Here is a 26,058-nt window from a genome sequence, read left to right as displayed (position 1 = left end):
GCATGTTTAGTTTGATATTTATTTAAGCGATGCCAAAATAACTGATTAATACGCTAAAAACATTCACTAAAGGAAGTTGAGAATTTCTTTCTATTGTATAACCAATTATAAACTATTCAGCTATGACACCAAACCGCAAAAGCATGCGTTTAATCGCATCTTTAAGTGCTTATCCAACATGAATTAATTTTGATCAAATCAAAAAAATCAAAATTTAACCTAACAAATATTCATTATATGGACAAGACATTTACAAAACTCATTAACCCTAACATTTGGAAAACATTGGTTTTCCTACTGCTTATGTCTCCAATTGCTTCTTTTGCACAAACAATTACCGTTACAGGTACTGTTAAAGACAACAAAGGAGAAACAATTCCGGGAGTAGGTATTAAAGTGAAAGATGGAACAACTACTGCACTAACTGATAATGATGGAAAATTCTCCATTAAAGTTCCAGACCAAAAAGCGAGATTGATATTCAGCTATATTGGCTATAACCCTTATGAAGAGCTGGTAGGCGATAGAAAAGTACTTTCTATTGTATTACAAGAAAACGTAGGTGCATTAACCGAGGTTGTAATTCAAGGATATGGTGGTACTTCAAAAAAATCAGACTTAACGGGATCGACAGTTTCTATTAATGCAGCTCAAATTGCCGAACGTCAACCGACTACTATTTATGATGCCATACAAGGACAGGCATCTGGAGTATTGGTAGTTAACGATAATGGAGAGCCAGGCGGAGAAGGAACTATTCAAATTCGTGGAGCATCTGGTTTTGGCTCCGGAAATAGCCCGTTGTACGTTATTGATGGTGTAATTGGCGAAAGTATTGCTAATATTAACCCAAATGATATCCAAAATCTTGAAATTTTAAAAGATGCTGCATCAACTTCTATTTATGGATCTAGAGCAGCAAATGGGGTTGTTTTGGTAACTACCAAAAGAGGTCAAGTAGGAAAACCTAGAGTTGATGTTTCCTACGGTCGTAAAATAGGTAACATTGCGCACACTATACAACAAGCAAACTCAAAAGATTTGCGTTTGTGGAGACAAATCCAAAACAATAACAATCCAACTTCAGGAAGTAATACAGACTCATTAAACGTAGCTTACAATGCTGATAACTATTTAGAAGAAATGTTATTAGATAATACAGCTATTTTAAATGATGTAAAATTAAGTGTTAGCGGTGGACAAAAAGGTTTAACCTTTTACTCGAGTTTAAATTATTTAGATGATAAGGGTAGTGTTTTAAATACGTGGGCAAAACGTTTACAAGGAAGGATGAATATTGATTTTCAAGTTAGTCCTAAACTTAAGAATAATACAAATATTAGCTTTAACTGGAACAAGAAATCTACTTGGAGTACAGGTGGTTCTTTAAACCCAGTTTTTGATAGACCGAACAACTTAAGAATTTATTTACCAGATGGTACCTTAACAAGTTACACTTCAAGTAAGCGTAATCCAATTGCAAATGCCTTACTAGAAACCAACATTACAGATGGTTATGGTGCAGCTTTTACAAATAACCTTCAATACAATATCATTAAAGATCTTAGGTTTACTGCTGTTGCAAGTGGAACTTTAAATAATAATAATAACAAGTATTTTCAACCAGAGTTTTTAGATGATAATGGAAATGAGAATAGAGGAAATCAAAGTTCTTCAATAAATTTCAATTGGATACTGCAGTCTTATTTTAACTACGATAAAACTATTGGAAAAGAACATAAATTCAATGCAACATTAGGGGTTGAATCTTCAAAGAATAGTTCTAGATCTTTAAAATTACAAGCTTTGCCAGGTTCTTTTGTGAATGAGCAAGTAACCAATTTTAACTTAAGTAATATTGATATCAGAAATAGTAATTCTGGTGGTGGTGGAAACTCTTTGGCTTCATTATTTGCCCGTTTAGGCTATAATTACAAAGGTCGTTACATTGTAAATAGTACATTTAGAAGAGATGGCTCATCAAAGTTTGGTCCAGAAAATAAATGGGGTAATTTCATATCTGGTTCATTAGCATGGCGCTTATCTGATGAGAAATTCATGGCATGGGCTAAAGGAAAAGTATTAAACGATGCAAAAATAAGAGTAAGTATTGGTCAACAAGGTAATAATGGTATTGGCGATAATGAAGATGCTACTTTAGTAAGTTTTGGAGATGTAAGTTATTTAGGCGATGCAGGTGCTGTAATCTCAAATAGATTAGGTAATCCAAAAATCCAATGGGAAAGTACAGTTCAATCCAATATAGGAACTGATATCAGTATGTTTGGTGGAAGATTACTCTTGGTAGTAGATTATTATCATAAAGCAACTAACAAATTGTTAATGGATAACTTGTTACCTAAAGAAACGGGTTTCCAAACGGTGCGTGTGAACGCTGGTGATTTGTACACCAATGGAGCTGAATTTTCACTTTCTGGTACACCAGTTGCGAAACCTAATTTTACATGGTTTGTAAATGCGAATATCTCTTTTGAACAAGGAAGAGTGAAAAGTTTATTCAAAAATGAACCATTTATTACAGGGACTAGATATTTGATTAGCCCAGGTGGTAGATTAGGAGACTTTTATGGTTATAAACAGTTAGGTATTTATAGATGGACAGCATCTAATGCTTATTCTTCAGATTGGACAAGATTAGAGCCAGTAAATGTTGCTCCAGATGGCCAATCGGCAGAATACTACACTTTAAATGGACAAAGATACAATGGTACTATTCAAAAAGTAAGTGGTCCTGCAGGTTTCCTTAAAGGTGGAGATACAGAATGGTTAGATGTAAATAAAGACGGTCTTATTGATGATGCAGATCGTTCGATAATTGGTAATGCAACACCTGATTTTTATCTTGGTTTAGCTAACACATTTTCTTATAAAAGATTTTCTTTGAATGTGATGATAAACGCTACCATTGGTGGACAAATCTATAATTCATTTAAAGAGAGTTTCTCGACTTTTGGATCTACTAATGGAACTGCCTTCCCTGAAGCTATATATGGTGCATGGAGAAAAGAAGGTGATATTGCGATTTATCCATATTTCCCTACAAAAGACAATAATGGAAATCAAAAAAGAGGTGTAAATAGCTATTATTTAGAAGATGCCTCATTTGTAAGGTTATCTAGTGCAAGATTTAATTACTCATTCCAACCTGCATTAATTAATAAATTTAAGTTGAAAGGATTATCGGTTTTTGTTTATGGAACCAACTTGTTGACATGGACAAATTACTCAGGTTTTGATCCAGAATTTAGTAACGATAATCCGTTAACACCTGGAACCGACGGTGGTAAATACCCTAAGCGTAGAGAATTTGGTTTTGGTATAAACATTAGCTTATAAAGAATAGATATGAAAAAGATATTAAGTATTGCTTGCTTAACGGTACTAATTACGTTAGGAAGCTGTAAAAAGTTTTTAGAAGTTCCACCTGTAACTGCCATTAGAGCAGAAGATTTTTATAAATCTGCCAAGGATATGACTGGTGCGATGGCCTCATTATATGGCAATTTTCAACAAGCAATGGTTGGAGAATCTCAGTTTAACAATAAATACACGATGTGGGGTGAAGCTCGTTCGGATAATTATGAAAGAGGGGGTAACTCTAATTCTACCTATTCAGAGTTGCAGTTAAATGGATTAACTGCTGGTAATCCGTTTTCAGATTGGTCTAGTATGTATAAGGTAATTAACATTGCGAATTTAAACCTTAAATATTTGCCTGGTATTGCAAAAACAGAGATTAACCCAGCATTAGTTACACCATTAATTATTACAGATAATTTAGCGCAAAGTAGAGCGCTTAGAGCAATGGCTTACTTTTATATTGTGAGAACTTGGGGTGATGCGCCAATTAAATTAGCACCATATGAAGATGCTAATTTAGATGCAAAACAGGCTAGAGACCCTGTTGATAAAATTTTTGATACTGTAATTATTCCTGATTTAGAATTTGCGTACAATAACGTTAATACTGCAAATTATAGTGTTTTTAAGTTTAGCAGAGGAGCAGCTTGCGCAGCCTTAATGGATGTGTACATGTGGCGTAAAGATTATGTAAATGCCAAAAAATGGTTTACTTTATTAGGAGCTACTAAAGCACCTGCAAAAGCTACGTATGGCGGTACTGCAATTACAGATTTAGAACCTACTGCTAACTGGAATAAAATGTTTACTGATCCATCAAACAGTATTGAAGCTATCTGGAATATTCATTGGGATAATGTTGTAAATGGTTGTCCTTGTATGGCTGGAGTTTCGGCAACACCGAATAATACACCTTTGGTAATTGATTTTGGTATTTTCTACGATTGGCCATTAAAATATCCAAATGATATTAGACTAAGAGCTACGTATGATATTACTAAAACTGATGCAAGAGATCGCCTTTGGAAATATTATAAAGGAACTGGTACCATAGGTACAACTACTTATACAGTTGCAGCAGCAGATAGAGATGCCAACACTTCTGTCGTATACCTGCCTATGTATAGATTAGCGGATATGTATTTATTGTATGCAGAATTATTAAATAAAACAGGAGATAAAACTAATTCTTTAAAATATTTAAACTTCATTCGTACAAGAGCTGGTATAGCTAATTATACAACTACTAGTCCAGAAGTTTCGGTAACACCTGGGGTTTTAGACGAAACTAAATTAGAGGATGCAATTATTCAAGAAAGACAATATGAGCTTTTTGGAGAAGGTAAAAGATGGTTTGATTTAGTGCGTACTGATAGAGTAATTCAGATAATGGATCCAATTATCAAAGCTCGTCAAGTTAGAGCTGGAGTATTACCTGCAGATGCTACAGGTTTTGGTACGGATAAGAGAAAATACCTATGGCCATTAAACAGAAATGTGCTAAACTCAAATTCTTTATTAACTCAAAACGCACCATATACAGATTAAGAAATTTATATCGTGAAACCATCATGAGCAAATCTTTAAACGCTCATGATAGTTTCATCACCATTAAAAAATATAATGATGAAAAAAATAAAAACAAAACTTAATGGACTATTGGTACTGATGGCCATTAGCTTATTTATCTCAGGATGTAGTGTGTTTGGTTTAGACCTTCAAGAAGATTATGATTATAAAAAATCAATCTTACAAGAAAATGTAAACATGACTGCATGGGCTTATTTAAAACAAAGAGCGGATGGAAATAATCCAAATGATACCGTTTTTAGATGGATGAAAAAAGCAATTGATTATTCTGGAATTGATACATTAGAGTATACAAAACCAAATAGAACCTATATTTTTCTGCATAACGATGCCATTAGAAGAGTAAATGGTTCACAAACTTTGCAATCGAACTGCTTTTTTATTGATTACCCTACAATCGTAAAAAATCCAGATGGATCTATTAAGTTCACTACACCTACATCTGGAATTCCGACTACTTCAGCAGGTACTAAAAGCTGGAAAGATTACGATAAGGAAACGGTAAGAAAATATCTATTGTATTTAATTGGGTTAGGAGATTATAATTATGATAATTTAACACCAGCAGGTGTAGATATTCAATCGTTATTGCCAGCTGGTAGCGTTGCAACAAAAGAAACGCGACTAGGCTATATGGTTACACCATCTACAACACCAGGTTTTACAACAGCCAGTACAGGTACTCCTGCTGTATTCGCTTTTAATTATACTGGTACTGGAACAGCACCAACAGGTTTTGATCCAGAAGGAAAGTTTAATTTAAAAGTTTCCAATACAGCAGATTCTAAATTGTTTTTTAACGGAGGTTTAATCGTAAGATCATCTAACTATAAGTGTACTAATGGTACTATACATGTTTGGGGAGTTACAGTTCGTCCATCTAGATAATTCATTTTAATTATAAAATAATATGAAAAGACTTTTAATCCTCATAACCATACTAATAGCTAGCAATAGCTTAATGGCTCAAAAGACTAAGTTTGGCGTGCGAGCGGGTTTAAATTTCCCGTCGTTACAACCAAGAACTAGTTTTAGTCCAAGTTCAGAATATAAAATAAGTGCTAAATTTTTACTTGGAGTTTTTACAACTACACCTGTTGGTAAAGCAACAACTTTACAAACTGGTTTAAATTTTTCAGTAAAAGGAAATAAATCGGTGGAACAACACAACAGTATCTCTTTCGGTTATCCAGTTCCATACACTACAGAACGTAACATCAATCTTACTTATCTAGAGCTTCCTATTAATTTGCTTTATAATAAAGAAATTGAATTAGGAACAGCCTACATTGGTGGTGGAGTTTACGGTGCGTATGCTATTGGCGGTAGAATTAGATCAATCGATAAAAGAAACATCTACATTAAAAGAGGTAGTGCAGAAAGTATAGAATTTGGTGATCAACCAACCGAGTTAAAATCTGGAGATTACGGACTTAATGGTGTAGCAGGTTTCAGATTGAAAAACGGAATGTTCATTGATCTAAATTACGGCTTTGGTTTAGCCAACATTAGCAATAATGATAATTTTAAATCACACAATAGAGTAGCTGGCTTTTCATTAGGCTATCTGTTTTAAATTAACTATTTTCAGCAGAAAGGCCGCCCATTAGGTGGCCTTTTTGTTAACTGCCAATTCGTATTTTTTGTTAATTCCTTATTAATCATTTACATGAAAAATCAATTTCGACATTCAGTATTCAAAAAAATACTTTTCCTTTTATTGCTTGCTTGTAGTTCTTCCGCTTTTGCGCAATATAGAAATGCAATAAATTATACATCTTTTTTTGCAAAACAAGATCTCGTTTTTGATTCTCTATCTACCAAATGGGAAGAAGGTGCTTTTTTAGGGAATGGATTATTAGGCGTTATGGTTTATAAAGAAGATGAAAATGCCATTCGTTTTGATTTAGGTAGAACCGACGTAGTAGATCATCGTGAAGGCATTAACCCGTCTATTGGAAGAGCAAGAATGCCTATCGGAAAATTTGTATTACGTTTTAAAGGTAAAATACAAAAAATAAACCTCCGACTAGATTTATGGAATGCAGAACTTCGAGGCACAATTACGACTACCGAAGGCGTAGTTCAATTTAAAGGTCTGGTTGCAGCAAAAAATGATGTGATTGTCCTGAAAACAAATGCTTCAAATAAAAACCTTATTTACCAATGGGATTGGAAACCCGAAAAGTCAATTAGCCCATATTTAACATTAGGTAAAGATAGTGCAGCAAAATACCCTGCAAATCCAACTTATAGCACCTCAACACAAAACAATATCAATTATACTGTTCAGCCATTGTTAGCTGGTGGAAGTTACACTACAGCTTGGAAGAAATTAGGTAATACTAATGACAATACTTTACTAATTACCATTGCAAATACCTATCCTCAAAATACATCAAAACAAAAAGCGCAGGCTATTTTAACTCCACTTAAAGTAGAAAGCATAGCTACTTTAACAGCTAGCCATAGAAATTACTGGCATCAATTTTATCAAAAGAGCTTTATTTCAATACCAGATAGTCGTTTACAGAGTTTCTGGTGGATTCAACAATATAAAATGGCATCGGCAACTAGAGTTGGTGCTTATCCGATAGATTTAATGGGGCCATGGTACAAAGCATCGCCTTGGCCAAAATATTGGTGGAATTTAAATATTCAATTAACGTATTATCCTTTCTTTAGTTCAAATCACATTGATTTAGCAAAACCATTGTTGATTATGCTAAGAGATAATTTGCCAAATCTTTCTAAAAATGCACCACAACCTTATCAGCATAACTCGGCAGCCATTGGTCGTTCAGGGCCTTATGCAATGACAGGTGGAGTAAAAGTTGTGAAGGGAAATGATAGTATTGGCAATAGTGCGGCATCTTTAGAGTTAGGAAATTTAACTTGGTTATTACATGTCGCTTATCAATCTTACGAATACACTATGGATAAAGAGAATTTAAAATTACTTTATCCAATTTTGAAACGTTCGATTAACTATTACATCAACGTAATGGATAAGCAAAGTGATGGGAAATATCATTTACCGTATACTTATTCGCCAGAATATCCAAAGGGGATTACCAGAGATGCGAACTACGATTTAGCGGTATTAAAATGGGGAGCGAAAACTTTGCTTTACATGAATAAAGAATTGCAACTAAAAGATGAATTAGCGCCAAAGTGGCAAGATATGATTGATAATTTAGTGCCATATCCACAAGATAAATTAGGTTTTAGAATTGGCAGAGATGCAGATTTTTCACTTTCTCATCGTCATTATTCGCACTTGCTACAAGTGTATCCAATTTACGATATCAATTGGGATCAGCTAGAAAACAGGACACTCATTAAACAATCACTAGATCAATGGGAGAAAAATAGCGGCGCTTGGCGTGGTTATTCTTATACTGGTTCTGGATCAATTTACGCCATGATGGGTAATGGAAATAAAACGCATCAATTGCTAAATGAAATGATGAAAGGACGATTTAGCATTAAACCAAATACCATGTACACAGAAGCTGGCCCTGTAATAGAAACGCCTTTATCGGCTGTAACCACCATTAACGAAATGTTATTACAAAGCTGGAATGGAATTTTGAGAATTTTTCCAGCTGTGCCAGACGATTGGAAAGCCGCTTCTTTTGATAAATTGTTAGCTAAAGGAGCATTTGAAGTAAGTGCAGTAAGAAGCAATGGTAAAACTCAATTTGTTAAAATTAAAAGCTTAGCTGGTCAACCACTTTTGGTAAAAACAGATTGGACTGCTCCAGTAAAAGCTTCCGGAAAACGTGTATTTAAAGTAACACCAAAAGATAATGGCGTAATTACAATAGATTTGAAAAAAGGAGAGGAAGTGATTTTGTATACCGGAACTAAACCTACGTCTTTCGTAATGAATGCTATTACTGTAAATGATAATAACAACAATTATTGGGGATTACATGCTCAAAAATAAGTTAACATGTTAAAAAAGATCTTAGTTTTTATAATCTGCTTTTACCTTTCTGCCTCTGTTTTTGCGCAGCAGAAGAAAAATGATGCTACCTTAAAATTATGTTATGCAGCACCCGCCGCAAATTGGAACGAAGCATTGCCTATTGGTAATGGTCGATTGGGTGCCATGGTTTTTGGTAACCCCGCTAAAGAACAATTGCAATTGAATGAAGAAACAGTGTGGTCTGGTGGCCCTAATCAAAATATTACCGCAGAGTCTGGAGCAGCAATCCCCGAATTGAGAAAATTGATTTTTGATGGAAAATTTGAAGAAGCTCAAGCAATTGCTGATGTAAAAATGTTTCCCAAAAAGAATAGCGGAATGGTTTACCAAACTGTAGGTGATTTATTTCTTGATTTTAATGGACATGAAAAAGCTACGAACTATTATCGCGATTTAAATATCGAAAAGGCAGTAGCAACAGTTACCTATGATTTAAATGGCGTACACTATAAAAGAGAAATATTCTCTTCATTTGTAGATCAAGTAATGGTTATACGATTAACTGCGAGTAAACCTGGCCAAATCTCCTTCACGACATCTATGGTTTCACCACAAAAAAGCGAACAAAAAATAAGCAAAGGCAAATTGATTTTAAACGGAATTACATCTGATCATGAAGGAGAAAAAGGTCAGATTAAATTCGAATCGCAAACCAAAGTTGTTAACCAAGGTGGTACACTTACAGCTGAAAATAATACCTACGAAGTAAAAAATGCAAACTCCGCTATTGTTTATGTTTCCATTGCCACTAATTTTAAAAAGTATAACGATCTCAGTGGAAACGCAGCAGAAAAAGCAGCGAAATTCTTAGACAAAGCTGTGCTCAAAAACTATGATGTAGCTTTAAAAGAACACATTCAATTCTACCGCAACTATTTTAACAGAGTAAAATTACAATTAGGTATTTCAGATGCGGTAAATAAACCAACTGATCAACGAATTTTAGAATTTGCAAAATCAAATGATCCACATCTAGCTGCTCTTTACTTTCAATATGGAAGGTATTTATTGATTTCAAGTTCACAACCAGGCACTCAACCAGCAACATTACAAGGAATTTGGAATGATAAATTACTTCCCCCATGGGATAGTAAATACACCATTAATATCAATACAGAAATGAATTATTGGCCTGCAGAGGTTACTAATTTGACCGAACTGCATGATCCTTTATTTAAAATGGTAAAAGATTTATCCATTACCGGAAAAGAAACGGCAAAAGTAATGTACGGTGCTAAAGGCTGGGTTACTCACCATAATACTGACTTATTTAGAATTACAGGACCTGTTGATCGCGTTTTCCCTGGTTTATGGCCAATGGGAGGCAATTGGTTAAGCCAACATTTATGGGATCATTACCAATTTACTGGCGATAAAAATTTCTTAAAACAATATTATCCAGTATTAAAAGGCGCCTGTGAATTTTATTTGGATGTATTACAAGAAGAACCTTCACATAAATGGTTAGTAGTTGTACCATCAGTTTCACCTGAAAATACCTATGTAGAAGGTAAAAGAGTGTCTATCTCTGCTGGAACGACGATGGATAATCAATTGCTATTTGACTTGTTTACAAAAACCAGTAAAGCGGCATCAATTCTAAATTTAGATGCTGATTTTAGAAAGAAATTAAGTACTACAATAGCAAGATTAGCACCAATGCAAATTGGAAAGTACGGTCAGCTACAAGAATGGCTAACTGATTTAGATCGTGTTGATGATAAACACCGTCACGTATCCCATCTATATGGTGTGTATCCAAGTAATCAGATTTCGCCAAACCGTACACCAGAATTATTCGATGCTGCAAAAACCTCTTTAATATACCGAGGAGATCCGGCAACAGGCTGGTCGATGGGCTGGAAAGTGAATTTATGGGCACGATTTTTAGATGGAAATCATGCGTATAAACTTATTGCAGATCAATTGAGATTGGTTGGTAGTAAGCTCGATACCGTAAACACAAAGGGTGGGGGTACTTATCCAAACATGTTAGATGCACATCCTCCTTTTCAAATTGATGGAAATTTTGGTTGTACCGCAGGTATTGCCGAAATGCTACTACAATCTCATGATGGGGCAGTATATATTTTACCTGCTTTGCCAGATGTATGGGCGAATGGAGAAATTACTGGCTTAATAGCTCGTGGTGGTTTTGAAATTGCGATTGCTTGGAAAAATGGGAAGATTGCTCAATTAAAAATCAAATCGAAATTGGGAGGTAATTGCCGATTACGGTTAAATGATTCCCAACTAGATAAAAGTAAAATTCCATTTAAATTAGCGAAGAATAAGAATTCGAATGCTTTTTATGAAATGCCGCAAATTAAAGCACCGTTAATTTCAAAAGAAGCTAAACTAAATAAAGTACTTATTCCTAAATCAACTGACTACGATTTACAAACTGTAGCTGGTAAAACGTATACTTTTAATTTTTAACATGAAACGATACCTTTTTCTTATTATCACATTCTTTGCATTTTCTACTTCAGCTCAAGTGAAAGACCCACTTAAATTATGGTATACTGCACCTGCCAGAGTTTGGGAAGAAGCGTTGGCTTTAGGGAATGGAAAAACTGGAGCTATGGTTTTTGGACGAGTGAATAAAGAAAGAATTCAGTTAAATAATGCAACACTTTGGTCTGGTTATCCCGATGGAGGTAATAATCCAAAAGGAAAAGAATTTTTATCAAAAGTTCGTCAGGCAGTCACCGATGGTGATTATGGTCAAGCCGCTGCGTATTGGAAAAATATGCAAGGAACATATTCTGCACGATATTTAACCATGGCTGACCTATTTTTAGATTTTGGTTTAAAAGACTCTACAGCAACAAATTATAAGCGAACATTAGATTTAAACACTGCAGTTCATACGGTAACCTATCAAATTAATGGGGTAAACTATAAAAGAGAAACCTTGGTTAGTTACCCAGATCGTGTACTAGCCATTAGAATTACTGCCGATCGAAAAAATGCAATCAGTTTTACAACAAGCTTGACCAGTAAACTGCGTTACCAAACTTATGCTGTCCAACCAAATTATCTCGTTTTAAAAGGAAAAGCACCTAAACATGTAGCACACAGAGCTACCGAACCTCAACAAATTGTGTACGATGATAAAGAGGGAATGACTTTTGAAGTGCATGTTAAAATTAAAAATGAAGGTGGGACTGTTGCCCCAGCAGGTAATGACATCAAGGTTTCGAAAGCAAATGCAGTTACTATTTATTTAACAAATGGAACCAGTTTTAATGGTTTCGATAAATCACCTGGTTTAGCAGGAGTAAACCCATCAATTGAAGCAAAAGCAAACTTAAAAAAAGCTGAAATAAAATCTTTTTCAACTATAAAAGTTGCACACTTGGCAGATTACCAAAAACTTTTTAATAGAGTAAATTTTAGTCTGAATGCAAATTCAGATTTTATCAAGCTACCTACAAATGTTCGTTTATCAAAACAAGGGCAGGCAGGAAATGATCAAGGGTTACAAACACTTTATTATCAATTTGGAAGATATTTAATGATTGCCAGTTCTAGGCAAGGAGGGCAAGCGACAAACTTACAAGGTATTTGGAATGATGCTGTTCAACCACCTTGGGGAAGTAATTATACCGTAAATGCCAATACGCAAATGAATTATTGGTTGGCCGAAAACACGAATCTATCTGAATTGCATCAACCATTATTTGATTTTATTTCCCGTCTAGCTAAGAATGGAGCAATAACAGCAAAAGTAAATTATGGGATAACTAATGGATGGGTTGTACATCACAATAGTGATATTTGGGCTAAAACATCGCCAAGTGGTGGCTACGATTGGGACCCAAAATCAGCAGCTAGATGGTCGGCATGGCCGATGGGTGGCGCTTGGTTGAGTACCCATTTATATGAGCATTACCTTTTTACAGGAGATAAGGCTTTTTTAAAAGAGAAAGGATATCCTTTAATGAAAGGCGCAGCAGAATTTATGCTCAATTGGTTAGTAGAAGATAAAAATGGCTATTTGGTTACCAATCCTTCAACTTCTCCTGAAAATGTTTTTAATCTAAACGGAAAAGACTTTGAAATAAGCATGGCTACAACCATGGATATGAGTATCATTAGAGAACTTTTTGCAGACTGTATTTCATCAGCGAAAGCTTTAGGGATTGATAAAGAGTTTACTGATCGATTAATTAAGGCAAAAGCAAAATTATATCCTTTTCATATCGGCCAATACGGACAACTGCAAGAATGGTTTAATGATGTGGATAATCCGAAAGATACGCACAGACATTTATCACATTTATTCGGTTTATATCCTGGTCAGCAAATTAATCCGTTAAGAACACCAGAATTAGCAGCTGCTGCTAAGCAATCTTTAGTACATAGAGGTGATGTAAGTACAGGATGGTCTATGGCCTGGAAAATTAATTGGTGGGCTCGACTTTTTGATGGCGACCATGCATTAAAGATTTTAAAAACAGGATTAACTATGATAGATCCTGTTAAAAGTACAGAAGTAGCCATGACCGGAGGAGGAACTTATCCAAACTTATTTGATGCGCATCCACCATTTCAAATTGATGGTAATTTTGGCGCAACTGCCGGCATTACCGAAATGCTATTGCAAAGTCAAAATGGCGAACTTTATTTATTGCCAGCTTTACCAAAAGAATGGGCCGTGGGTTCAATTAATGGGATTAAAGCTAGGGGTAATTTTACCGTTAATATAAATTGGAAAGACAATAAATTAACTAAAGCTGTTATTGTTTCGAATGTTGGTGGCAATTGTAGGTTAAGAACCAACATCCCCGTAAAAGTTGTAGAAACAATGGCTCGTAAGGCAACAGGCATTAATTCAAATCAATTAAATAGCGTAGCAAAAGCAGAAGAATTTAAAAAGAACGGGGATGCAAAACTATTAGACTTACCTATTGCTAAAAGTTATGTAATTGATTTTAGTACGGTTAAAGGTAAGTCTTATACAATTGTGCCGTTGTAGTAATACATCACCTTTCCTAAACCACAACCCACCCCAAGAACGATGACCGGCCTTGTAGCATCACGAAGGAGAAAGCATTAAAACTTTTGCGAATACTTCAGAAACCACAAGCCAAAACAATGAGCCAGTTCGATTCTTCATCGAACCTGCTGCTTGTTGCCCTAAAAGTTTAATGCTTAATCCGAGAACCACGAAGTGCTCTTGAGGACAAAGACAATACACACTGTCGAAAAAATGATAGACAGCCTTGATCTTTTGGTTCTTTTCTATCAAGAGAAAAGAACGAGCCACAGCAGCGGCGAGCTTATAAAAAGATTTATGCCACCTGCTAAAACAAACCTAGCTTCTGCAACTTTAATTTACATCACGAGCTCCCCTCTCTTTTGGAGAGGGGTTGGAGGTGAGGCTATTCAACTATATACTCCTATAATTTTAAATTCATCTTTTATTAATGCCAATATAATTGAATAAAGTGTATAGTTGATGGAATGAAAAGAGGGTAAAAATTCTTTACTTGCTTATCTTTAGTTGAACAACCAAATGTATAAGCCTGTGATGAAATCTAAAATTGTACTGCTATACTGTATACTTTTTTTCGCAACACTATTTAATTCAAGTGCACAAGAAATAGCATGGACTTAGGTAGAGCCTGGTGTATGGAAAGGCGTATTTGGTACACCAGAGTCATATGATTTATTGAAAGCATCAGGTGCTACACCAAATCATGAATCGTTGAATAAATTAGGTTCAGCTGCATTTCCTTTTGCTAATCATCCAATTGTAGCTCAACTAATCGATGGTAGAACGTATTTAAGAATTCCATTAGATAAAACCGAACAGTTATATGGTTTTGGATTAAATTTTCAAACCGTACACCAACGGGGTAAAATATTAGAATTACATGTAGACCATTACGGAGGGAAAGATAACGGGAGAACACATGCCCCAACACCTTTTTATATTTCTTCTAACGGATATGGTGTTTTTATCAACTCAGCCAGATACCTTAAAGTTTGGACAGGTACCGGAATGCGAAAAGACAGCAAAAACTTTCCAACACCAAAAGATAGAAACTCTGATAAAACGTGGTCGTCTCGCAACAATGGCGATGAAGTGGAAATTTTAGTTCCTGCTGCCGGAATAGAATTTTACGTTTTTGGAGGGCCAAAACCTTTAGACGCTATAAAGAGATATAATTTATTTAATGGGGGAGGTTATTTGCCTCCAAGATGGGGATTGGGCTTTACTCAACGAGTAATGACCCGTTCAACAGCAGATGATGTAGAAAAAGAAGTAAACAGTTTTAAAGAAAAAGGATATCCGTTAGATTTTGTAGGATTAGAACCAGGGTGGCAAAGTAAAGCCTATCCAGGTACTTTTTCATGGGATAGAAATAGATTTTCAGAACCTGCTAGTTTCGTAAAAAGCATGTTAGCAAAAGGCATTCGTTTAAATCTTTGGATCAATCCTTATGTATCTCCAGATGCTCCTTTTTATAAAGATATTAGACCATTAACAGGCTCGCATACGGTTTGGTTGGGCGCAGTTCCAGATTTCACCATACCTAAAGCACAAAATCTTTTCTTCGGTCAGTTGAAAAAAGATCAAGTTGATATTGGTATAAGTGGCTATAAAATTGATGAAGTTGATGGGTACGACCATTATTTATGGCCAGATGTAGCGACTTTCCCATCGGGGATTAACGCCGAACAAATGAGGCAAACGTATGGATTATTAATGCAGCGTTACTCTGCAGAGATGTTCAAAAATAGTAATAAACGCACTTTTGGTTTAGTAAGAGCGTCTAACGGCGGGGGTACTTCATTTCCTTATGTAATCTACAACGATTATTATAATCATGAAGATTTTATCACAGCACTCATTAACAGCGGTTTCGCTGGCGTACTGTGGACCCCTGAAGTTAGGGCTTCGAAAACTGGAGAAGAATGGTTGAGAAGATTTCAATCGAATGTTTTTTTCGCCAATGGCGATGATTAATGCTTGGGCAAGCGGTACTAAACCTTGGACCTATCCTGATGTAGAAAAACAAGTTAAGGAATATGCGTTATTAAGAATGAGAATGATGCCCTATTGGTACACCGAATTTGCAAAATATCATTTTGAAGGTACTCCGCCATTTAGAGCAATGAGTTTAGAAGATGGTTTTAAACAAGAAGTAAAAGTAGAAGCGGGTAATGTGAATTTAGAAGAAAACCCGTACGCAGAAGCAGTTTCTAAAGAAATAAAAGACCAATACATGGCCGGCGAATATTTATTGGTTGCCCCAATGTTTACCGGACAGACACAACGTAAAGTAATTTTACCAAAAGGAAAATGGTATGATTTTTACACCGGCGCTTTTGTAGGCGATGGAAAAGTAATTACTGTAACACCTCGTTTAGATAAAATACCTGTTTATGTTAAAGATGGTGGTATTATTCCAATGATGCCTGCTTTATTGCATGCTCCGAAATTAGGAGAAAAGGTAGATTTAGAAATTCGTCATTATGGCGAAAAAGCAAATGAGTATAATTTATATGACGATGATGGAGAAACTTTTGATTTTGAGAAAGGACAATTATCTTGGCGAAAAATTAAAGTGGAACGCTTAAAAAATGGTCAATTAAAAGGAAGTATCTCTCAAGCAGAAAAAGGTAAACCAAATACCATTGGCAAAGTAAGTTTCACATTTATGACGAAATAACATGAAACTAAAAATTAACTATTTGCTGCTATTATTTGTCGTTTTTGCTTTTCAAGCTAAAGCGGATCAGAAAAATGATAAATATACTGCTGAAGTAACTAAGGTACTAAGAAAACAAATTTTAGCAGAAGCGAATTGGGCATTAACCCAAGCCCCAATAACCGTTACTGCGCAAAGTTCGCCAAGAAGTGCAGGGACTAAACACGATTTCTTTTCAGAAGGAGATTATTGGTGGCCAGATCCAAGCAATCCAAAAGGACCTTATATTCAAAAAGATGGATTAACCAATCCAGATAATTTTGTGGCGCATCGTTTAGCGATGATCCGTTTTAGTAAAATTATTGGCGCATTAGCATCAGCTTATAAAATTACAGGCGATGAAAAATACGTTAAACATGCATTTGTACATTTAAAAGCGTGGTTTGTAAATTCAGAAACCCTGATGAATCCTAATCTATTATTTGCACAAGCTATACAAGGAAGATTTACCGGAAGAGGAATTGGAATTATAGATACCATTCAATTAATGGAAGTTGCACAAGGAGTGTTTGTAATGCAACATTCAAAAGCTGCAAATAAAGCTGCTCTTGCAGAAATTAAGAAGTGGTTTGCTAGCTATTTAACATGGTTAACTACCCACCAATATGGTAAAGATGAAATGAATGCAGAGAATAATCATGGTACATGTTGGACGATGCAAGTGGCATCATTTGCCAAACTTACTGGAAACAAAGACCTGCTTAATTTTTGTAGAGAACGATTTAAAACGGTGCTTTTGCCAAACCAAATGGCAGCAGATGGTAGTTTCCCAAGAGAATTAAAGCGCACAAAACCTTACGGCTATTCGCTATTTAATTTAGATGCCATGACCACGCTTTGTCAAATATTGGCTGATAAAGAAAATAATTTATGGGCTTTTAAACTAACCGATGGCAGAACCATGAAAAAAGGAATTGAATATATGTATCCTTTTGTTGCCGATAAATCAACATGGCCCTTGCCTAAAGATGTAATGTATTGGGATTATTGGCCTGTAGCACAACCTTTCTTAGTATTTGGCGCTAAACAATTTCAAAATGATACTTGGTTAGCAACATGGAAAAAATTAGATCATCAACCAAAAGTTGAAGAAGTAATACGAAACTTACCAATTAGAAATCCATTGATATGGCTATAATAAAAAAACTAGTTATTCTCCTAATCTTGTTGTCGGTTAATTTTGTTGCTTTTAGCCAAGTAAATGGCGATGAAGACAAAGAGATGTTTAACCAATCTAAAAAACGCGATCAAACAGCAATTGATGAAGCGGTAAAATCATGGTGGACAGCTTCCATGAAAACACACGAACAGCGGATCCAGTGGTGGCGAGATGCTAAATTCGGCATGTTTATACATTGGGGTATTTATTCTTTACCTGCCGGAGAATGGAAAGGTAAAAAAGTAGGCGGTTATGCTGAACACTTGATGCGTAAAGAGAAAATAACTCGTAAAGATTATTTGGACGTAGCCCATCAATTTAATCCAGTTCTTTTCGATGCAGATAAATGGATTTTAGATGCTAAAAAAGCAGGAATGAATTACTTTATCATCACTGCAAAACACCACGATGGCTTTGCAATGTATGATTCTAAAGTTTCCGATTTCAATATCATGGCTCAAACTCCATTTAAAAGAGATCCAATGGCAGAGTTAGCCGCCGCTGCAAAAAGACACGGAATGAAATTCGGGTTTTATTACTCTCATGCTTTTGATTGGGAGCATCCAGATGCACCTGGAAATGATTGGGAATATAAAAATCCAGGGGGAGATTTAGGTTTACATGGCGGTGTAAATTGGTATGCAGAACATCCAGAGTTATTACCAAAAGCTGTTAAATATGTAGACGAAAAAGCAATTCCGCAGATTATAGAACTGCTAACTAAATATCATCCAGACATTTTATGGTTTGATACACCACAAAAATTACCACTTTCAGAAAACATCAGAATTTTAAAAGCAATTAGGGAAACTGATCCTAATGTAGTAGTAAATGGCCGATTGGTAAGAAACGCCAATGCTAATTTCGGCGATTATAAAAACACAGCAGACCGACCAGCTGAATTTTATCCAGTTGAAGGAGATTGGGAAGCTATTCCAACCACAAATGAATCATACGGATATAGCAAATACGATGATTCACATAAATCTCCAGGGTTTTTTATTCAGCTTTTAGCCAAAGCAGCTTCAAGAAATGGAAATCTCTTGTTAAATATAGGTCCAAAAGGAGATGGATCTTTTGATACAAGAGATTCGAAAATATTAAGTGGAATTGAAAAGTGGGTGAGTAAAAATTCTGAAAGTATTTACAAAGCGCATAAAACAAGTTTGCCATTACAAAGTTGGGGTGTAACCACACAAAGCGATAATAAACTGTATTTACATGTATTTAATTGGCCTAAAGATGGAAAATTATACGTTGGTGGTTTAAAATCTAAATTGGATAATGCGTATTTGCTAACTGACTCTAAAAAAACCAAATTATCAATTCAGTCAATTGGTGATGGCGATTTTTATATCAACGTACCAAAAAATGCCCCTGACACTGCTAATACCGTACTCGTATTACCTTTAAAAGGACAACTTAAAACTGATAATTTGCGTTATGTAAGCACAAATACTGGTTTAACCAGATTATTAGCTTTCGATGCAGAACTAAGCAAAGGTTTTGGGTTTGGTGATGGAAAAACGGATCGCTTTTACGTAGAAGGATGGGGAAAAAAGGAGCAAGAAGTGAAATGGAATTTTAGAACAACCTCACCACAAAAATTTAAAATCGCGATCAAATATTTAGCAGGTAAAGATGCTGGTGGAAGCTATACGTTTAAAATTGATCAACAAGAAATAAAACAAGATGTACAAATTGGCGATGCAAAAGTAGTTACACAAAACATTGGCGACATACTAGTAGCTAAAGGCACACATCATATTACCATTACGCCAACTACCATTTCGAAAACAGAATTAATGAAACTTTTAGAAGTCCAGTTAATCCCTATAAATTAAGTATGAAGAAAGTAAAATATAGTATCATCACAATTGCTTTATTAGCAGTACAAACTACCGTTTTCGCACAAGAAGTAAACGTTAAAAAAGCATTTCAACATGCAGCTGCACAAACAAAACTCTTATTGCAAGAAGTAGAAAAATCTGCCGATCCTAATAAGCCAGAACTAATTTCACCAAGAACATTAGATAATGGGAAACTGAAATTAGTGGCTACCAGAGATTGGACAAGTGGATTTTTCCCCGGTGTATTGTGGTATTTAGAGGAGTATTACAAAACTGATCAGTGGAAAGCTGCTGCTCAAAAATTCACTACCTACATGGAAAAAGAAAAAACAAATGGAACTACACACGATATGGGTTTCAAAGTTTTTTGTAGTGTAGGTAATGCATTCCGTTTAACAGGAAATGCACACGATAAAGAAGTAATTATCGAGGCAGCAAAAACATTAGCTACCCGTTTTAACCCTAAAACTGGTGTAATATTATCATGGGATCATAGTAGAGATAAATGGGTAAACCCTGTAATTATCGATAACATGATGAATTTAGAATTGCTATTTGAAGCAACTAAGTTAACTGGCGATTCATCATTCTATAAAATTGCAGTTAGTCATGCCAATACCACCATGAAAAACCATTTCCGAGAAGATTTTAGTTCGTATCACGTAGTAGATTACGATCCTAAAACAGGTGAAATATTAAAGAAAACAACACATCAAGGATATAGCAATTCATCTGCTTGGGCACGTGGACAAGCTTGGGGTTTATACGGATACACCATGTGTTACCGCTATACTAAGAACCCTGTTTATTTAAAACAAGCAGAAAATATTGCAAAGTTTATCTTCAATAACCCCAACATGCCGAAAGATTTGGTGCCGTATTGGGATTTTAATGCACCTCAAATACCTAATGAACCGAGAGATGCATCAGCTGCTGCTGTAATTGCCTCTGGATTGTACGAACTAAGCAAATACAGCAAACAAGGTGGCGATTACTATAAAAAAGCAAATCAGATACTAAACAGTTTAAGCACCACATACATCGCTCCAGTTGGCACAGCAAAAGGTTTCATTTTATTGCATAGTACAGGTTCAAAACCATCAAATAGTGAAGTTGATGTTCCACTTAATTATGCCGATTATTATTACTTAGAAGCCTTGCTGCGCTACAAAAACTATAAATCAACCAAATAATATTAACCTCCTCGTCATTGCGAGGCACGAAGCAATCTTAAAGCTTTAGATACAACATTAAACTGATAACCAAATAATTAAAACACCAACCACATGAAACCAAAAAAAATATTTCTCGCATTACTATTATGCGGTGTTTACAGCTTAAGTAATGCTCAGCAAACTGCACATGATAAAAAAATGGAGTGGTGGCGAGAAGCCCGTTTTGGCATGTTTATCCATTTCGGTGTGTATGCGCAAATGGCAGGTGAATATAATGGACATCAGCAGGCGAGAGGTGGTGCAGAATGGATTATGAATAGAATGAAAGTGCCTGTAGCAGAATATAAATCCATTGCCAAACAATTTAATCCTGTAAAATTCAATGCAGATGAATGGGTAAGAATGGCAAAAGATGCCGGAATGAAATACCTAATCATTACCGCTAAACATCACGATGGTTTTGCATTGTTTAATTCGAAAGCAAGCGATTGGGATATTGCAGACGCAACGCCGTATAAAAAAGACATTTTAAAACCTTTAGCAGCAGCCTGTAAAAAGTACGGCATTAAACTAGGGTTTTACTACTCTCAAGCACAAGATTGGGGAAATGCTGGTGGCTCAGTTGCTAGAAAAGTGATGGCAGAAGGTTGGCCAAATCCAGATAGTACTAAAATTAATACCTATACCGAAGCACACAAAGGGCATTGGGATCCAGCGCAAGAAACTTCAACTTTTGATCAATATATTGATAGAGTAGCAGTACCGCAGGTAAAAGAATTAATGACTAATTATGGTGATGTTGCAGTATTATGGTGGGATACGCCAACTAATATGACAGATGCAGCAGCGTTAAAATTACAGGCTGCTTTAAAAACACAACCAAATATCATTACCAATGATCGTTTAAAACGTCCTAATTTTCCGGGAGATACTAAAACCCCTGAACAAAAAATACCAAACTTAAGTGAGTTAGATGGTAAAGACTGGGAAACCTGCATGACCATGAATGGAACTTGGGGCTTTAGAAATTCAGATACCAATTGGAAATCATCTACAACCTTAATTCGTAATTTGGTAGATATTGCTTCAAAAGGAGGTAATTACTTATTAAATGTTGGTCCAAAACCTGATGGTTCTTTTCCAGAAGCAAGTGTAGAACGTTTAAAAGATTTAGGTACTTGGATGAAAACATACAATGAAGCCATTTACGCTACGCATGCAAGTCCAATTCCTGCACAAACTTGGGGCAGAGTAACACGAAAAGATCATGCAAATGGTACTACTACCTTATATCTTTCTGTTTTCGAATGGCCAAAAAATGGCGAACTGGTTGTAAAAGGTTTAGCTAACCAGGTGATTTCCGCTCAATTATTAAATAATGGAAGCAAAGTAGGTTTCAATAAAACAGCAGATCAAGTAACGCTTAAATTGCCAACCACAGCCCCAAATGCAGTAGCGAGTGTAATTAAGGTTGAAGTAAAAGGCAACATGCAAACTTGGTTTGGTGAGAGTGGTAAAGAGAAAATGAAAACTGGCGCTATAGATTAAGCTCCATTCAATTCATATTTTATAAAAATAGTATTAGCCGCAGATGCGCAGATTAAGATAAAACGTAATCTTCGCATCTGCGGCTTTTAAATTATAGTTTTTTGGTTTTTATCTTGGAAAGTAATTTCAGTAACATCTATTTAAGCAAACCCTGCAATTAATAACATCATTTTTTTTGCATTTGTCATGCTGAGCTTGTCGAAGCATCTGTATCAAGGAAGTGTTTTGAATCAATCAAGGTTCATAAATACATTATACATGGTGCTTTTGCCGCAGATTAACATGATTTACTTGGTATTAAGGGTAGTTCACTGATTTTAGATGATGTTTTTGCCAGAGATTAACAGATTTTACTTAAGGCGGATGGCATATTAGAAGTTGCAGGTGTTATCTTAAAAGTTGCAGGTGCTATCTTAAAAGTTGCAGGTGTCATCTTAAAAGTTGCAGGTGTTATCTTAAAAGTTGCAGGTGTTATCTTAAAAGTTGCAGGTGTTATTTTAAAAGTTGCAGGTGCTAATTTGATAGTATGGGATTGTAGTTTATTTGCGTATGCTATTTTTTTTGCAAGAAGGAGATTGCCACAATCGGTGAAGAACCTCCTTCGCAAGGAAGAGTTTGTTAACTATTTGCTCGTCATTCCTGTGAAAACGGGAATCTTAATGCGTAAAAAAAGCCTCTTATTGCATTACGATTCCCATCCGATAGCTATCGGATCAAGTTAGGAATGACACAATCGAGTTGTGGTAAGAAGATTATTTACCGTTCTTCTTTCTGCTTTGCAGTTGTGCTAAATACAAGGATTTCGGCTGAATACCTGATTGGTTTTGATTCTCCCAAATCCCATCAGGTCTACCTTTTAAACGACCTTCAGATTTTTCACCTTGTGTACCGAAACTATAATTCTGACCACCAACCCAAGGGTTTTGAACTGCCGCTCTTTTAACTTTACAGTTCCATAAAACCTGAGTTACACCAGCCCAACCATGTCCGCTGCCCCAGTTACCTCTATCTTGTACGTTAATTTCTCCATCGGTAGTAATGTTGTCAAATAAGGTGCCTACTGCCCAACGGTGGTGCGGACCAATATCTGCATGGGTTTTAGTTGCTTTACAATTATAAAAAACGTTTGGTCCTAAGGTTTTAGCTCCAGTTACATAATCATGTCTAGCTTCTGTAAATTCTAAATTCATAAATAAATTAAGTTGCCCATCGTTGTTAAATGAATATCTTCTTCCGCCAGTAATTACAGATTTAGCATCTAAACATTTCGAGTCTTTAACTGTAATCTGCTTTGAATTCGATTTAATACTCACGGCAGCATAGCCAAAATATCTAGTCGTTATATTTCTAACCCATGCGTTTTTTACCTTATTAAACTCTACTGCAACCCAACCGTGGTCTTCGTCAATATCAGTTGCATATTCCGATTCGATAAACATGTTTTCAATTCCAACATCATTAATTCTTCCCTCAAATGAAGCTTTAAAAATTTCGGCGCCACCATACTTCTGTTCCATTTCCATTACAATAGGATTATCAATTGTAATTTTGTTACCTTCTATTTTGGTAATCTGTCTTTCAAATTGAAGGTTATATTCGCTAGGTTGCCATTGTTTGGTTCCATCCCTAGCTTCAATCTGATCCATTTGCAAATCTTTAATCCATTGTGTTGTTCCGGGTCTATACACCACAATGTCATCTCCAGCTTTAAATTTACTCGCATCAGTTACCAAAAATGAAAATGTACCAACAGGCACAAATTTATCTTGTAGTTGTACCCTGGTTCCTGCAGTTTCTTTTAAATTTCCATCACCACTAAAAATGATTAAAGAACGTTGCCCTTTACCAATAGCAATTAATTTAGTTGCATTTTCTCCTTCGCCTCTTAACACAATTCCACTTTTAGTAATGTTAATTGTGCCTGGTATTTTATAAACTCCTTTTTTCAGCAGAATAGTTCCTCTAAATCCAGCTTTATTTAGTGGCAATTTAGCTACCTCATCAATTACATTTTGTAAAAGCTCTTGACTATCGCCATTTTCGTTGGCGTTAACGGTTTTTACAACTGGAACATCTGCAATTTCTTTATCACCTTGGTAATAGCCTACATGACTAAAGTCGGGAATAATATTTCCTTTAGCATCTGGAATATATTTTAGAGATCCATCTGCATTTACTTTGATGTATTTTGACTCCCATAATTTTTTAAATACAGGTTTAAAGGATACGAGTAGGATAACAGCGGCGCTTAATAAGAGTATTTTCTTCATTATTTTATAATTGGCTAAAGCTAAATGTAGGGAGAATGAGCTATAAATGCTAGGCAAATATTGGCAATAAAGTAAGTGATTTTATCTTTCTAGTTAAAATTCAATCGCAAATACAAATCTTTAGCTATGGCGATGCTTTTGATGCTAAAATTGCTGAATGAGTAGCCAATCCAGTAAACAATCTGTATCGTCAATTTTTGTTTATTGCATTAACCAAATTAAATAAATTATGAAAAAATCGCCTGTAATTTTAGGTTTACTATTCGCTTGCTCATGCGCAAGTTTTGCTCAATCCGCAAATTTAACTACATGGCCAAAAGGGACTTCACCAGAAGAAGTAGGCAAAAGAGTTGCAGCTAGATTTGTAGCCACCCCGCACACTAACTTTAACAGACCTACGCCCCCTTCGGTAATTACTTATCCTGAAACCTGTGCTTGGTATGGCGCATTAAAATTTGCAAAAGCAACAAATAATGATGCTTTGAAAAATGATTTGATTAAAAGATTTGAGCCAATGTTTACTACTGAAGCTAAACTAATTCCGCCAGTTACAAATGTTGATTGGGCTGTTTTTGGCTCAGTTCCATTGCAATTATACATACAAACTAAGGATAAAAGATATTTAGAATTAGGACAAGATATTGCAGACAAACAATGGGCTGCGCCTGATGAAAAAGCAAAAGCAAAAGTAAAACCAGAGCAAATGGAAGCATTCGCAAAAGGATATTCTTGGCATACCCGCATGTGGATAGATGATATGTTTATGATTACTGCTTTGCAAACTCAGGCATATAGAGCTACTGGAGATGCAAAATACATTAATAGAGCAGCTAATGAAATGGTGTTGTATTTAGATTCGCTACAAAAACCAAATGGTTTATTTTACCACGCACCTGATGTTCCTTTCTTTTGGGGCAGAGGAGATGGATGGATGGCTGCAGGGATGGCAGAGATTTTAAGCTCTTTACCAGAGAACAATCCTAATCGTGCTCGTATTATGAAAGGCTATAAAACGATGATGGCTTCTTTGTTAAAATATCAAGCACCATCTGGCTTATGGAGACAATTAATTGATGAGCCAACAGCTTGGGAAGAAAGTTCATCGACTGGGATGTTTACATACGCTATGGTTGTAGGAGTTAAAAAAGGATGGTTAGATAAAAAAACATATACTCCGGCTGCTCGTAAAGCTTGGTTGGGCTTAGTTTCTTATATAGATGAAAATGCGGATGTGAAAGATGTTTGTGAAGGAACCAACAAGAAAAATGATAAGCAATATTATTTAGATAGAAAAAGAATTGTTGGTGATTTACATGGTCAGGCGCCAATTTTATGGACAGCTGCAGCATTAATGAACTAATTTT

15 protein-coding genes are annotated in these 26,058 nt (G+C 35.5%); 14 read left to right on the top strand and 1 reads right to left on the bottom strand.

Annotated features, from left to right (window positions below):
- The first annotated feature begins 237 nt into the window (after positions 1-237).
- The 13 genes from ACHMWN_RS14445 (at position 238) to ACHMWN_RS14385 (ending at position 22,424) form a co-directional block, all read left to right on the top strand.
- The gene (locus ACHMWN_RS14445; RefSeq protein ID WP_397302434.1) at positions 238-3,357 is read left to right on the top strand and encodes a SusC/RagA family TonB-linked outer membrane protein; all 3,120 of its coding nucleotides are present in this window, start codon (positions 238-240) and stop codon (positions 3,355-3,357) included.
- A gap of 9 nt (positions 3,358-3,366) precedes the next feature.
- Positions 3,367-4,929, top strand: coding sequence for a RagB/SusD family nutrient uptake outer membrane protein (locus ACHMWN_RS14440; protein ID WP_397302431.1), 1,563 nt, complete (start codon positions 3,367-3,369; stop codon positions 4,927-4,929).
- A gap of 78 nt (positions 4,930-5,007) precedes the next feature.
- Positions 5,008-5,859: a hypothetical protein gene (locus tag ACHMWN_RS14435; protein WP_397302429.1), complete on the top strand. Its 852-nt coding sequence runs from the start codon at positions 5,008-5,010 to the stop codon at positions 5,857-5,859.
- 22 nt (positions 5,860-5,881) lie between these two features.
- Complete coding sequence (locus ACHMWN_RS14430) at positions 5,882-6,547, top strand: outer membrane beta-barrel protein (protein WP_397302426.1); 666 nt, start codon at positions 5,882-5,884, stop codon at positions 6,545-6,547.
- A gap of 93 nt (positions 6,548-6,640) precedes the next feature.
- Positions 6,641-8,923 carry a glycosyl hydrolase family 95 catalytic domain-containing protein gene (locus ACHMWN_RS14425; protein ID WP_397302423.1) on the top strand — a complete coding sequence of 761 codons (2,283 nt, stop codon included), beginning with the start codon at positions 6,641-6,643 and terminating at the stop codon, positions 8,921-8,923.
- A 6-nt stretch (positions 8,924-8,929) separates the two neighbouring features.
- Positions 8,930-11,404 (top strand): glycosyl hydrolase family 95 catalytic domain-containing protein, encoded by a 2,475-nt coding sequence (locus tag ACHMWN_RS14420; RefSeq protein WP_397302420.1) that lies wholly within the window; start codon positions 8,930-8,932, stop codon positions 11,402-11,404.
- A 1-nt stretch (position 11,405) separates the two neighbouring features.
- Positions 11,406-13,949 carry a glycosyl hydrolase family 95 catalytic domain-containing protein gene (locus ACHMWN_RS14415; protein ID WP_397302417.1) on the top strand — a complete coding sequence of 848 codons (2,544 nt, stop codon included), beginning with the start codon at positions 11,406-11,408 and terminating at the stop codon, positions 13,947-13,949.
- Positions 13,950-14,645: 696 nt separating this feature from the next.
- Positions 14,646-15,947: a TIM-barrel domain-containing protein gene (locus ACHMWN_RS14410; protein WP_397302414.1), complete on the top strand. Its 1,302-nt coding sequence runs from the start codon at positions 14,646-14,648 to the stop codon at positions 15,945-15,947.
- A complete protein-coding gene (locus tag ACHMWN_RS14405; RefSeq protein ID WP_397302411.1) occupies positions 15,919-16,653 on the top strand; it encodes a DUF5110 domain-containing protein in 735 nt (244 codons plus the stop codon). The genes ACHMWN_RS14410 and ACHMWN_RS14405 overlap by 29 nt, the downstream gene beginning before the upstream one ends.
- Before the next feature lies 1 nt (position 16,654).
- Positions 16,655-17,830 carry an alginate lyase family protein gene (locus ACHMWN_RS14400; RefSeq protein WP_397302408.1) on the top strand — a complete coding sequence of 392 codons (1,176 nt, stop codon included), beginning with the start codon at positions 16,655-16,657 and terminating at the stop codon, positions 17,828-17,830.
- Positions 17,821-19,695, top strand: a complete 1,875-nt coding sequence (locus ACHMWN_RS14395; RefSeq protein ID WP_397302406.1) for an alpha-L-fucosidase — start codon at positions 17,821-17,823, stop codon at positions 19,693-19,695. Before ACHMWN_RS14400 ends, ACHMWN_RS14395 begins: the two co-directional genes overlap by 10 nt.
- A gap of 2 nt (positions 19,696-19,697) precedes the next feature.
- Positions 19,698-20,894, top strand: a complete 1,197-nt coding sequence (locus tag ACHMWN_RS14390) for a glycoside hydrolase family 88 protein (RefSeq protein ID WP_397302404.1) — start codon at positions 19,698-19,700, stop codon at positions 20,892-20,894.
- Between the two features lie 93 nt (positions 20,895-20,987).
- Positions 20,988-22,424 carry an alpha-L-fucosidase gene (locus ACHMWN_RS14385; RefSeq protein ID WP_397302402.1) on the top strand — a complete coding sequence of 479 codons (1,437 nt, stop codon included), beginning with the start codon at positions 20,988-20,990 and terminating at the stop codon, positions 22,422-22,424.
- A gap of 752 nt (positions 22,425-23,176) precedes the next feature.
- On the opposite strand, the gene ACHMWN_RS14380 is transcribed toward ACHMWN_RS14385, so the two are convergent.
- On the bottom strand, positions 23,177-24,694 hold the full coding sequence (locus ACHMWN_RS14380) for a hypothetical protein (RefSeq protein ID WP_397302399.1): 1,518 nt from the start codon (positions 24,692-24,694) through the stop codon (positions 23,177-23,179).
- A 229-nt stretch (positions 24,695-24,923) separates the two neighbouring features.
- Here ACHMWN_RS14380 and ACHMWN_RS14375 point away from each other — a divergent pair, with 229 nt between their 5' ends.
- Positions 24,924-26,054, top strand: coding sequence for a glycoside hydrolase family 105 protein (locus ACHMWN_RS14375; protein ID WP_397302397.1), 1,131 nt, complete (start codon positions 24,924-24,926; stop codon positions 26,052-26,054).
- The last annotated feature ends 4 nt before the right edge of the window (positions 26,055-26,058 follow it).

This window comes from Pedobacter sp. UC225_61 (assembly GCF_044452285.1).
Classification (GTDB): domain Bacteria; phylum Bacteroidota; class Bacteroidia; order Sphingobacteriales; family Sphingobacteriaceae; genus Pedobacter.
The sequence above is the reverse complement of the archived record's forward strand: the minus strand, read 5'-3'. Positions and strand labels throughout refer to the sequence as shown.